15 protein-coding genes are annotated in these 12,801 nt (G+C 30.3%); 10 read left to right on the top strand and 5 right to left on the bottom strand.

Features of this window, described 5'->3' with window-relative positions; translation table 11 throughout:
- Positions 1-93 precede the first annotated feature (93 nt).
- From thrS to rlmF, 6 genes are all read left to right on the top strand, one after another.
- Positions 94-2,034, top strand: a complete 1,941-nt coding sequence (thrS, locus tag NHF47_RS14370; RefSeq protein ID WP_252765584.1) for a threonine--tRNA ligase — start codon at positions 94-96, stop codon at positions 2,032-2,034.
- A gap of 29 nt (positions 2,035-2,063) precedes the next feature.
- The gene (infC, locus tag NHF47_RS14375; RefSeq protein ID WP_290800134.1) at positions 2,064-2,615 is read left to right on the top strand and encodes a translation initiation factor IF-3; all 552 of its coding nucleotides are present in this window, start codon (positions 2,064-2,066) and stop codon (positions 2,613-2,615) included.
- Positions 2,616-2,722: 107 nt separating this feature from the next.
- On the top strand, positions 2,723-2,920 hold the full coding sequence (gene rpmI / locus NHF47_RS14380; RefSeq protein WP_130736572.1) for a 50S ribosomal protein L35: 198 nt from the start codon (positions 2,723-2,725) through the stop codon (positions 2,918-2,920).
- Between the two features lie 105 nt (positions 2,921-3,025).
- Positions 3,026-3,370 carry a 50S ribosomal protein L20 gene (gene rplT / locus NHF47_RS14385; protein WP_159779200.1) on the top strand — a complete coding sequence of 115 codons (345 nt, stop codon included), beginning with the start codon at positions 3,026-3,028 and terminating at the stop codon, positions 3,368-3,370.
- Positions 3,371-3,448: 78 nt separating this feature from the next.
- Positions 3,449-4,201, top strand: coding sequence for a hypothetical protein (locus NHF47_RS14390; protein ID WP_252765585.1), 753 nt, complete (start codon positions 3,449-3,451; stop codon positions 4,199-4,201).
- 18 nt (positions 4,202-4,219) lie between these two features.
- On the top strand, positions 4,220-5,161 hold the full coding sequence (rlmF, locus tag NHF47_RS14395) for a 23S rRNA (adenine(1618)-N(6))-methyltransferase RlmF (RefSeq protein ID WP_252765586.1): 942 nt from the start codon (positions 4,220-4,222) through the stop codon (positions 5,159-5,161).
- Between the two features lie 207 nt (positions 5,162-5,368).
- Here the strand turns inward: rlmF and NHF47_RS14400 are convergent, their stop codons facing one another.
- The 5 genes from NHF47_RS14400 to NHF47_RS14420 form a co-directional block, all read right to left on the bottom strand.
- Positions 5,369-6,568, bottom strand: coding sequence for an asparagine synthetase B (locus NHF47_RS14400; protein WP_252765587.1), 1,200 nt, complete (start codon positions 6,566-6,568; stop codon positions 5,369-5,371).
- Between the two features lie 174 nt (positions 6,569-6,742).
- A complete protein-coding gene (locus NHF47_RS14405; protein ID WP_252765588.1) occupies positions 6,743-7,426 on the bottom strand; it encodes a response regulator transcription factor in 684 nt (227 codons plus the stop codon).
- Positions 7,427-7,486: 60 nt separating this feature from the next.
- The gene (locus tag NHF47_RS14410) at positions 7,487-8,275 is read right to left on the bottom strand and encodes a sensor histidine kinase (protein ID WP_252765589.1); all 789 of its coding nucleotides are present in this window, start codon (positions 8,273-8,275) and stop codon (positions 7,487-7,489) included.
- Entirely contained in the window at positions 8,265-8,837 is a 573-nt protein-coding gene (locus NHF47_RS14415) for a hypothetical protein (protein ID WP_252765590.1), read from the bottom strand. Before NHF47_RS14415 ends, NHF47_RS14410 begins: the two co-directional genes overlap by 11 nt.
- Positions 8,838-8,908: 71 nt before the next feature.
- Positions 8,909-9,265, bottom strand: coding sequence for a hypothetical protein (locus NHF47_RS14420; protein WP_252765591.1), 357 nt, complete (start codon positions 9,263-9,265; stop codon positions 8,909-8,911).
- Positions 9,266-9,483: 218 nt separating this feature from the next.
- On the opposite strand from NHF47_RS14420, the gene NHF47_RS14425 reads away from it, so the two are divergent.
- From NHF47_RS14425 to NHF47_RS14440, 4 genes are all read left to right on the top strand, one after another.
- Entirely contained in the window at positions 9,484-10,038 is a 555-nt protein-coding gene (locus tag NHF47_RS14425; RefSeq protein ID WP_252765592.1) for a phage tail protein, read from the top strand.
- Positions 10,039-10,071: 33 nt separating this feature from the next.
- Positions 10,072-10,626 carry a phage tail protein gene (locus NHF47_RS14430; RefSeq protein WP_252765593.1) on the top strand — a complete coding sequence of 185 codons (555 nt, stop codon included), beginning with the start codon at positions 10,072-10,074 and terminating at the stop codon, positions 10,624-10,626.
- A gap of 75 nt (positions 10,627-10,701) precedes the next feature.
- Complete coding sequence (locus NHF47_RS14435) at positions 10,702-11,850, top strand: ABC transporter substrate-binding protein (protein ID WP_252765594.1); 1,149 nt, start codon at positions 10,702-10,704, stop codon at positions 11,848-11,850.
- A gap of 1 nt (position 11,851) precedes the next feature.
- Positions 11,852-12,787, top strand: a complete 936-nt coding sequence (locus tag NHF47_RS14440) for a methionyl-tRNA formyltransferase (RefSeq protein ID WP_252765595.1) — start codon at positions 11,852-11,854, stop codon at positions 12,785-12,787.
- Positions 12,788-12,801 lie beyond the last annotated feature (14 nt).

A 12,801-nucleotide genomic window follows, 5' to 3' on the forward strand; every position in this document is an offset into this window, starting at 1 on the left:
CTCTGCTCCTGAAAATTAATAAAATAGTATACCTATATATATTGTGTTTGTTTTTCTATTGTATTATATTTGCACCTCATTAAATTTTAACAAATGATAAAGATTACTTTACCGGATGGTTCGGTTAAGGAGTTTGCAAACGGTACAACTCCTATGGATGTCGCTTTGAGTATAAGCGAAGGTTTAGCAAGAAATGTAATTTCAGCTGCGTTTAATGGTACAACCGTTGAAACCTCTACTCCACTAACCACCGATGGTTCTCTTGTACTATATACTTGGAATAACGAAGAAGGCAAAAAAGCATTTTGGCATTCCACTTCACACGTTATGGCTCAAGCGCTTGAAGAGTTGTATCCTGGAATAAAATTAACGATTGGTCCAGCAATTGATAATGGATTTTATTATGATGTGGATTTTGGAGATAAAAAAATTACAGATGCTGATTTTAAGAAAATAGAAGATCGTGTTTTAGAAATTTCGAGAGAAAAGCATGAATTTAAAATGCGTTCTGTTTCCAAAGCAGAAGCTCTAGCTATATATAAGGACAATGAATTTAAGACCGAATTGATTGAGAATTTAGAAGATGGGACAATTACCTTTTGTGATCATGCTACTTTTACAGATTTATGTAGAGGTGGCCATATTCCAAATACGGGAATTATTAAAGCTATGAAAATTCTTTCTGTAGCAGGTGCTTATTGGAGAGGAAATGAAAAAAACAAACAATTGACACGTGTATATGGAATTTCATTTCCTAAGCAAAAAGATTTAACGGAATATCTTCAATTATTAGAAGAAGCTAAAAAAAGAGATCACAGAAAACTAGGAAAAGAATTAGAATTATTTCATTTTTCCCAAAAGGTAGGACAAGGCTTGCCTTTATGGTTACCAAAAGGAGCTGCCTTACGTGATCGTTTAGAGCAATTTTTGAAAAAAGCACAAAAAAAAGCGGGTTACGAACAAGTGGTTACTCCACATATTGGTCAAAAAGAATTATATGTCACTTCTGGTCATTATGCTAAATATGGAGCCGATAGTTTTCAACCGATTCATACACCAGCTGAAGGAGAAGAGTTTTTATTAAAACCAATGAATTGTCCGCATCATTGTGAAATTTACAATGCGCGTCCATGGTCTTATAAAGACTTACCAAAACGTTATGCAGAATTTGGAACTGTTTACCGATATGAGCAAAGTGGAGAATTACACGGATTAACTCGTGTAAGAGGATTTACACAAGATGATGCCCATATTTTTTGTACACCAGATCAATTAGATGCTGAGTTTAAAAATGTAATTGATTTAGTACTTTATGTTTTTGGTTCTTTAGGATTTGAAAATTTTACAGCTCAAGTTTCTGTGAGAGATTTAGACAACCCTGACAAGTATATAGGAAGTGTAGAAAACTGGGAGAAGGCAGAAAATGCAATCATTAGTGCTGCAAGAGATAAAGGTTTAAATTATGTAATTGAACCTGGTGAAGCTGCATTTTATGGTCCGAAATTAGACTTTATGGTTAAAGATGCGTTAGGCAGAAGTTGGCAATTAGGTACGATTCAAGTAGATTATAATTTACCTGAACGTTTTGAATTAACATATAAAGGTAGCGATAACGAATTACACCGACCTGTAATGATTCACCGTGCGCCTTTTGGTAGTATGGAACGATTTATTGCAATTTTATTAGAGCATACGGCAGGAAATTTCCCTATTTGGTTGATGCCTGAGCAAGCTATTATCTTGTCTTTGAGTGAGAAATATGAAAAATATGCCGAAAAAGTTTTAAATTTGCTAGAAAATCACGAAATTCGCGCCCTATTAGATAATAGAAACGAAACTATTGGTAAAAAGATTCGTGAAGCAGAAACGCAAAAGTATCCCTTCATGTTAATTGTAGGAGAAGAAGAAGAGAAAAATGGTACAATTTCTGTAAGACGTCATGGAGACGATGGAAAATCTAATACAACTATGACTATTGATGCCTTTGCAGCCTTAGTTACAGAAGAAATAAACAAAACATTAAAACAATTCTAAGTTTAACTTAAATTTTTAAAGCCATAGCAATTAGAAACAACAGAGGTTTCAAACCTCGCGAAGAAAAGAAATCAGCACATCGAATTAACAATTTAATTCGTGTACCAGAAGTACGTTTAGTAGGTGAAAACATCGAACCAGGTATTTACAAAATTAATGAAGCATTACGTCTTGCAGAAGAGCAAGAAGTAGATTTAGTGGAGATTTCTCCAAATGCTGAGCCTCCAGTTTGTAAATTAATGGATTATGGTAAGTTTCTTTATGAACAAAAGAAACGTGAAAAAATGCTTAAAGCGAAATCATCTCAAGTTGTTATTAAAGAGATTCGCTTTGGACCACAAACCGATGAGCATGATTACGAGTTCAAAAAGAAAAATGCCATTAAGTTTTTACAAGATGGAGCCAAATTAAAGGCTTTTGTATTCTTCAAAGGACGTTCAATTATTTATAAGGAACAAGGACAAATTCTTTTACTGCGTTTAGCACAAGAATTAGAAGAGTATGGAAAAGTGGAACAATTACCTGTATTAGAAGGTAAGCGTATGATTATGTATTTAGCTTCAAAGAAAAAGGCAAAATAAAATGTTATTAAATTAATTAGTTATTACATGACTAATTATAAAGATAAAGAGTTAGCTTTGCCAACTCAAAAAAATAATAAGTAAGATAAATTAAATACAGGAAGAAAATGCCTAAAATGAAAACAAAATCTAGTGCTAAGAAACGATTCAAAGTTACTGGTTCTGGAAAAATTAAAAGAAAGCATGCTTTTAAGAGTCACATTTTGACTAAAAAATCTAAAAAGCGTAAATTAGCTTTAACTCATTCTACTTTGGTTCACAAGACAGATGAGAAAAGTATTAAACAACAATTGAATATTATTTAATTCGTTGTTTAGGTTAAAATAAATTAATAACCCTGGAGTGGGCGAATTGAAATTACAATTCAAAAGTGTTAAAAAACCGCCTTACTACAAAAAACATTTAAAATTATGCCAAGAGCAAAAAATAGAGTAGCTAGTAGAGCTAGAAGAAAAAGAATATTAAAACAAGCCAAAGGATTCTTTGGAAGACGTAAAAACGTTTGGACAGTAGCTAAAAACGCGGTAGAAAAAGCAATGGCTTATGCTTACCGTGACAGAAAGCAAAAAAAGAGAAATTTCCGTGCTTTATGGATTATGCGTATCAACGCAGGTGCAAGATTACACGGAATGAGTTATTCTCAATTCATGGGTAAAATCAAAGCTAACAACATCGAATTGAACCGTAAAGTTCTTGCAGATTTAGCGATGAATCACCAAGAAGCTTTTGCAGCTATCGTTAAAAAAATTAAATAATACGTCAAACCAGTTTATCTTACTTATATAGAAATCCCAATCTTTTGATTGGGATTTTTGTTTATATTTGAATAAAAAATGAAAAAGTTACTTTCAATTTTTCTTTTTCTAATACTTTTAATTAGTTGCAAAAAAGAAACTACAACTCCTACTCCTGATAGTTTTACTGAAATCACTATTGATACCATTTCAAACCAAGAAGTTGAAATTACCGTAAGAGATACGGTTCAGCTTAAAATACCTCAAAAACTATTGACACTTATTCAAAATGAATTTGAAGGAAAAAAAATAGAAATACTTCATGTGGCATTTGGAAAATTAGACAATGATACTTTAGAGGATGCAGTAGCTATTATACAAGATCAAACAAGCATGAAACCATCAGAAAGTATCTTAGTCTTTAGAAATAATAGTACAAATTATACTTTGATGGCTCATAATCGCTCTATTATTACAGAAGAATATTATTTTACGAATGCACATACCAATAGTTCTAAAGAAATAAAAATTGACAAACAACATATTAAAATTAATTTGTATTGTTATGGACCGTGTGGTAATACCTTTTTAGACTTTATAGTACGTAATGATGATTTAGTACTACATCATTTTTCCACTTATGATGCAGGTGCTGGAGCGCAAATTGAAAGAGAATATCTAGTAGATAATGATCTTGTGAAAATTAGAATAAACAACACCATGACTGAAGAAATGGATGTTACCGAAGAAAAATTTCCATTTACCTATAGTAAAGGGATTCGTTTTATCGATTTAAATACAAAAGATCTTTTCAAAGAATTAGGTTCCTTAGAATCTAAAATTATACTTTAAATTATTTACAATTTACCATTGGAAACAAAAAAACAATTACATCCTAGAAACAAACATAATAAAGGTTATGTTTTTGAGGAACTAATAGCCACATATCCTAAATTAAAAGATTATGTTTTTATCAATGCGTATGGAAAGGAAACAATTGACTTTTCGCTTCCTGATGCTGTCAAAGCTTTAAATAAAAGTCTTTTATTAACGTATTATAAGGTTCATTTTTGGGATTTCCCAAAAACAAATCTTTGTCCGCCCATTCCTGGCAGAGCAGATTATATTCATTATTTAGCAGATTTACTAGCAACATCCTATAAAGGAAAAATACCAACTGGCAGAAATATTAAAGGTCTAGATATTGGTGTAGGTGCCAATTGCATTTATCCTATCATAGGAAATTCAGAATACGGCTGGCAATTTGTAGGAACAGAAACCGATGTTCCTTCATTAAAATCGTGTGCTCAAATTGTTGAAAAAAATGAGTCTTTACAGAAGGATGTTATATTAAGAATACAATCCAACAAAAGAAATATTTTTAAAAATAGCATATTAGAAAATGATCGATTTGATTTTGTAATTTGCAACCCTCCTTTTCATAATTCGAGAGAAGAAGCAACTAAAGGTACTCGAAGAAAACTAAGAAATCTTGGCAAAGCCAAAGAAGGCAAACCGGTCTTAAATTTTAGTGGTCAAAATAATGAATTATGGACAGAAGGTGGCGAACTTGCATTTGTTACCAATATGATTTATGAAAGTGCTCATTTTAAGAAACAATGTCTTTGGTTTACTTCTTTGGTTTCAAAAAAAGAAAATCTAAAGCCTTTTTACAATCATTTGAAAAAAGTAAATGCTCTCGAAGTTAAGACTATTGAAATGGAACAAGGAAATAAAATAAGTCGTTTTATTGCTTGGACATTTTTAACTGAAGAACAAAGAGAAAATTGGGCGATTATTCTTTGGGAATAAAAAAAGGCTTCTAATAATTGAAACCTGTTTTGAAAAACTTTCCTCTTACTTTTTTTACTACTTTTTGAGTGGTTGCTCCTTCTTCAGAAGCTATTGCAAAACATATACTCCTGTTTTTAAATTAGAAATGTTCCAGTATTAGTAATTTCAGATAATTTACTGTTCATCATTTCTCTACCATTCATATTATAAACTTGTAATGAAACATTAGGTTTTTTGTTTTTTCTTTCTTGCAGCAGGAAACAATACATTATTTAAAATCAGTCGGTATCCTGGTGAAGTAGGGTGCAAGTCTAAAACTGTTGGAGCATCTCCCACATGATGTTGATAGTCTTCAGGGTCATGTCCTCCATAAAAAGTAAACATTCCCTTTCCTTTTGTTCCATGGATGTATCTAGCTTCTCCATTAATCTTACATTCACCTAGTACTAAAACATTGGCTTTAACCGTATGCTCAGCAAAAGCAGTTGTTTGTCCCATAAAACCTTTTACAAGTTGGGTATGATTTTGACAAAGCATTGTTGGAATAGGATCCCATTTTGCTGAAAAATCCATCAAAGTAAAATAATCTTTTTCAAAAGGGACTTTTCTATTATTATTATTTCTGTCTTTAGAAGTGTCAATATCTGAAAACTCATATATTGTTGGTTGTCTTTCCAATATAAAATCTTTAAATGCAAAAGCATTATTGTAATCAATTTTGGCTTGATAATTAGATGTACTGGCATCTCCGTCAAACATTGGTTCGCAAATATCAACACCTTCAGCAGCAAGAGCAATATCAAAAGTTTCAGTTGCAGAACACATCGCAAACATGAATCCTCCACCTATAACATAGTCGCGAATTTTAATAGCAACAGCTAACTTTTCTTCTGACACTTTGCTGTAACCCATTTTTTTAGCTAAATCTTCCGCTTGTTTTTTTTGTTCGATATACCAAGGTGCATTACGATACATTCCAAAAAACTTCCCATATTGCCCTGTGAAATCTTCATGATGTAGATGTAACCAGTCATACAAAACCAGTTGATCTGTTAGCACCTCTTCATCATAAATTTCTGTATAAGGTATTTCAGCATAAGTTAAGACCATAGTTACTGCATCATCCCATGGTTGTTTCCCTTTTGGTGTGTATACAGCAATTTTAGGTGCTTTTTCTAAAACTACCGTTTCCATATTTTGAGAAGGACTACTAATTTCTTCTAAGATAGCATTTGCGGCAGCATCTGATAGTATTTCAAATGTAACTCCTCTTATTTGACATTCTCTTCTAATTGAAGTATCATCTGGTAATAAAAAAGAACCACCACGATAATTTAATAACCAACTGGCTTTATAATTTTTATCCAATGCCCAGTAGGTTATACCATAAGCTTTAAGGTGATTTTGCTGACCTTCTGCTTCCATAGGTATTAATATAAATGAAGCCTTTGTAGAAAAAGACAACAATAAAAATAGTAAGCAAAAATATTTTTTCAATTTAAAATAGTTTTTTCAAAGATACTAAATACTATTTGTAAAGAGGTTAAAAGTATGATAAAACACTATAAAGCAAATCAAAATTAGAGGGTAATACCGTTTCTAAATTTTATTGGTTATATTTTTAAGAGTAACGATTTTATTTTGGATAGCATAGACTACTAAACCAGCAATATTTTTAGATTCTGTCTTTAACAAAAGGTTATTTCTATGTCCATCAACTGTTCTCGGACTAATAAATAATTTTTCAGCAATTTCATTCGTACTTAATTGTTCACAAATTAATTCCAGAACCTCTTTCTCTCGAGTAGTTAAATATTCTTCATCGAAGGTGCTTTTTGTCTTCTTGGTACCAAAAATAAGTCCTTCATGAATAATATTCATAATTAAATCATTGTAATAAAAACCTTTAGAAGCTACTTCATTAATTGTAAAGACCATTTCTTTGGGAGAAGCATTTTTGATTAAATAAGAAGAAGCTCCTTCTTGAATCATATTAATAATAAATGGCTTTGTGTCGTAACTTGTTAAAGCAATAATTTTGACACCTGGAAATTTTTTATGAATCTTCTTAGTGGCTTCTACTCCATTTAACATGGGCATTTTCAAATCCATAAGAATAATATCGGGTAAATTATCTTGGTTTTCATTCAAATAGGTAACCAATTCTTCCCCATTTGAAGCTTCAAAAACAATTTCAATATTTTTTTCACGTTCCAACATAAATAGAATTCCTTTTCTAAAAAGAAGTTCATCATCTGTTAGAATAATTTTTATAGTTTTCATTTGCAGATAGATTTTAAATTTAGCTTTGTTAAAAGTATGTTTCTTAACAAAATTTGATTTTTAAAAGTTTAAATGTATTTGTACTCCTTGGTCAATAGCACTATTCATTTTAAAATTTCCATTTAAAAATTCTACTCTACTTTCGATGTTCTTCATTCCTAATCCTTTTTTAACGGTACTATTTTCTAAATCAAACCCCTTACCGTTATCTGTATATTTTAAAATTCTTTTATTTTTCTTTTTTTCCAATACAATATCAATTTTTGAAGCATGACCATGTTTAATGGAATTATTTACAAGTTCTTGAATAATTCTAAAAAGGTGCAAATGATTTTTGGTTTCAATTTCATTAAATATTTCTTGTTGGTATTCGTTTTTATAATTGATGATCAATTCTTTCGATTTTGTATAATTACAACAAAGTTCTTCGATAGCAACATGAATTCCAAATTCTTCAAATATAGGAGGCAATAAATCATGTGAAATTCTCCTTGTACTTTCTAATACTTTAGCTGAAACCTCAATTATATTAGAAGTTATTTCATGTATCTCTATTTCTGATAAACTAGGCGCTGTTAAAAAATGGCTATTTAAAGAAATAATATTAATTTTTGAACTAATATCGTCATGCAAATCTCTTGCTATTCTTTTTCTTTCTTTTTCTTGAGTAAGTATAGCCGCATTAAGCATTTCCTTTTGATACGTAATCTCTAAATCTTTTTTTTCAATTTCTTTTTGAATAATTTTTTTTCTTGAATAATAGAAAAAAACTAAAATGGAAACCGTTAACAAAATGAAAGCGATAAAAGTATAAACTATTGCCAAGACTAGTTCTCTATCATTTATCATAATTTGATTTTTCTTTATTTAAAAAAATTTCTCTCCATTCTAATAATATAAAAAACTGATACACAATGTATAAAAGTGAATTTAATATCCATACAATTTTGCTAGGAGCCAAATCCAATCTTGTAATTAAATTACCAGAAATAAACAGTACTGTACTACCAAACAAATATAGTAGTATTCCAGTGTTTAAATAATAATATTTCCTCTTTTCATTTAAAATATTATAAAAATGAAACATCGAAAAAATGATAATTAAAAAAGAAGTAATAAAAATTTCGAATAAATTAAATTTGACTAGTAAATCATGATTAAAATAATATTGAACAGTCAGTGAAATTAAACAAATAGGTACCGAAATTTTAATTACTTTTCTTTGAAAAGTATTATTAATGATTTCTAAATAGAAAATACTTAAAAATATGAATTGAAGAATAAAATAATAATGAGATAAATAAAGATTATTTATAGATTGACTTCTTAAATAAACGGATGTAATTTGTATAATTAAAATACATAATAAATACAAAGTAAATACAAGGATTGCTCTAGATATTTTCTTCATTTTTATAAAAAATAAAATAAAGTTAATACCTAGAAGCAAATTCCCTATATGTATTAATAAATCTAACAAAATTATTTTGCAGAATTAATAAATGGAGCAGTTGTATTACATGTATTTGGACATGGGCTTGTAAAATCATAAATATAATAACCATTTTCGTAGTCAATCATATCATTTTGATTACTATCAACTCCTACAACCATCATATGAGGTTCTAAAGTTCCATCCGTTTTTTGTTCAAGACCTAAATAGCCTCTAATGTGATAGGTTTTATCATCACTAATAATTCCTTGTACATCTTCTGCTGGAATTAAAAAAGCTTTTAATGCATTCTTAGATAAGAAACTTGCCCCTTGATTGTTCCAGTTAGAAGCCCATTCTTGAGCGGTTTCTAATGTAATCACGTCTTGTGGTAACTCATTTGCCATAATAAAAAATTTTAAGTTATTTGTTTAAAGACAAATTTAGAATTAAAAAGTTATAAATAATTACCTAAATCACAAAACAGGTATTTTTACGGGTATAGGGTTTACAAGAATGCTATAATTTAGCAAAGTGTTAAGAAAATGAATTTTTGTAAGTATAAACCTATTCAAATTTTGATTACTTTAGTAAAAATATTATTAACTATTAAATTTTTACAATTATGTCAACAGAACCTTTTATTGGAGAAATCAAAATTTTCGGATTTAATTTTGCACCTCAGAGTTATCAATTATGCATGGGTCAAATCTTGTCAATCGCTCAAAACACTGCTTTGTTTTCTTTAATGGGAACTACTTATGGAGGTAACGGGCAAACCACTTTCGCTTTACCCGATTTAAGAGGAAGAATGCCAATTGGTCAAGGCCAAGGACCTGGTTTACCAAATTATACTATGGGGCAATTATCCGGAACAACGAATGTGACGCTTTTAACATCAAATATTCCAGCACACGTGCATACTTTAAATTCTATGCAAGTAAAAATTAAAGCAGCCACTAATTTAGCTGAAGAACAAAATCCTAATGGAAATTTTCCAGCAGTAACAGCAATAGATTCTTATAGTCCAGTTTCCACAGCAAATGTGTTCATGGGTGGAACACAAGTATCAGGAACAACAGATATAACTGGTTCTAATATTCCAGTAAATATTCAAAATCCATACTTAACTATTAATTATTCTATTGCTATATACGGAATTTTCCCTAGCAGGAATTAATTCAATTGAGTATAACTTTAAAATATAAATATTATGTCTACAGAACCTTTCATAGGAGAAATTAAAATTTTTGGATTTTATTTTGCACCTAGAGGATACATGCTTTGCGCTGGTCAAATCCTTTCAATCGCTCAAAACACAGCTTTATTTTCATTAATTGGTACAACCTATGGAGGTAATGGACAAACCACTTTTGCTCTTCCAGATTTACAAGGTAGAATGCCTATTGGACAAGGACAAGGGCCTGGTCTACCTGATTATTCAATTGGTGAAAGGAGCGGACATAATACAGTGACTCTTATATCATCTAATCTTCCTGCTCACATGCATACTTTAACCAATGTAAATGTTAAAATTCAAGCAAGTTCAGGATTAGGTGAAGAACAATCTCCAAGCGGAAATTATCCTGCAGTAACTGGATCAGATTCTTACAGCCCAGTTGCTTCTCCAAATATTTTTATGGGAGGAACACAAGTATCTGGCACAACGGATATAACTGGTTCTAATATTCCTTTTAGTATCATGAATCCTTATTTAACGATAAATTATTCAATTGCAACCGTAGGAATTTTTCCAAGTAGAAACTAAATCAAATATAAATTTTAAAAAATAAAGGAAACATTATTAAGATTATGATGTTTCCTTTATAAATATAAGAACAAAATGCAAAAAATTGGAATCCTTTTACCAAGATCAACTTACTATCAAACCATTAGCTTTGATATTTTTCAAGGTCTTCAATCGGGTTTAGAAAATTTAGAAAAAAAAGAATATCAAATTATTACTGAAAATATTGGTTTTGGAGCAGATAAGCAACAATGCTATCGTGCTGCAGAAAAACTATTATTAGAAGAAAATGTTAGCTTAGTTGTAGCTTACATTGGTCATCGAACTGCAGAGCTATTAAGGCCATTATTTTTAGCCGCAAATAAAATATTAATAGTACTTGATGCAGGTGCCAACTTACCCCTTGAATGGCCAACTTGTCCTAATATCATTTACCACTCCTTACACAATTCTCTAGGTGCTCGATTATCAGCACAAAAAGCCATCAGAGAGGGATATAATCAAGGTGCGTTAATTACAGGATATTATGATGGCGGTTATCTACACACCTATAGTATTAGTAAAAGTTTCGAAGATAGTAATGGAAAAATCGTTTTTAATCATGCAACGGGTTATAGAGAAGATGATTTTAACATGGATCCATTGGCTACACATTTAGATCAATTTCCAAATACAACCCTATTATCCATCTTTAGCGGAGATTTTGTACAATGGTATTTTGCCGAAATTAATAAAAAATTTAAAAATAAGAATTTACCAATTTATTTAACTCCATTTGGAATGGAAGAAACCATGCTCGAAAAAGCAGAATTTGCAAGTGAACACATCAAAGGAATTACGGCTTGGTCAAAAAAAATTAAAAATTCGCATAACCAACATTTCATTGAAGCTTTAGAAGCAAAAGGTAAAACACCAAATTTATTTTCTCTTATCAGTTGGGAAAGCGCAGCGATAGTCGAAAAAATAATTTCTTTATTAGATATTCATAAGGCGAACTTAAACGAAATTTCTTCCGCTTTAAAAGATTTTGAATTTAAAACTCCAAGAGGGATAATTTCCTTTGATCAAAAAACAAACACAACTTTAAGTCCTTTATTTGAAGCCAAAGTAGTTGACAAAAACGGCTATTGTGATATTGAAATAGAAAAAGAAATTACAAATTACAAAGAAGAATTTGAGAAATTAGCCTCTTTCCAATTAGAAAACATAAACTCGGCTTGGTACAATAGTTATACTTGTATATAATATGGAAAATAATGTAAAAATAGTATTGTTATGTGGTGGGAGATTTGCTTTTCCAGCTTTACAATTATTAGCTTTTGAAAAATTTCTACATGGAGTAGCTATTGGAAAAGCTTCTGAAAATATAGTTGATGCATTAGAAAATGAATGTGCTAATAATCAAATAAAATTCAAGCATTTTCCAAACAAAGCTAAAATAGGGCAAATGAAAGATTGGATACATGAAATTAAGCCAGATTTTATTTTTTCCATATCCTTTCCATTTTTAATTCCAGAAGATGTTTTAGCATACGGAACTGAAAAATTCATCAATTTCCATCCAGGTCCATTACCTCAATATAGAGGGGTTATGCCTATTTTTGAAGTCCTAAAAAATCAAGAAAGTCATACTGCTATATGCGCTCATTTCATGAACGCAAATTTTGATGAAGGTGATATTATTTTTAATGATCCTATTCTCATTAACGAGAATGAAACCTATGGTAGTTTAACTGTTAAATTAAGTAATAGGGTTGGGCAAGTAGCTCTTAATATGGCAAATATGCTTCAATTTGCTAATTCAATTCCTCGGATTGTTCAAGATGAAGATGTTGCTTATTATTATGAAAAACCAACTTTATCTGACACTTATATCAACTGGAAAAGAATGGATGCTGCGGAAATAGTTGCTTTAATAAATGCATGCAATCCATGGAATACGGGCGCAGACACCACTTTTATTGGAAATCCAGCAAAATTAATAGATGCTAGAATTATCAATAAATCATCTAATCAAAATCGACCAGGAACAATAATTGAAATTTTAGATGAAAATGAAATTTGTATTGCCACAGTAGATAATAAACAAATTGCGGTTACAATATTACAAACACAAGAAGGCATACAAACTGTAAAACAATTACATAGAAAATTAAATCTGATGAATTTAGCATTTAATTAAACACTATATTTGTA

Source organism: Flavobacterium sp. NRK F7 (genome assembly GCF_024054195.1).
In the GTDB taxonomy this organism is placed as follows: Bacteria; Bacteroidota; Bacteroidia; order Flavobacteriales; family Flavobacteriaceae; genus Flavobacterium.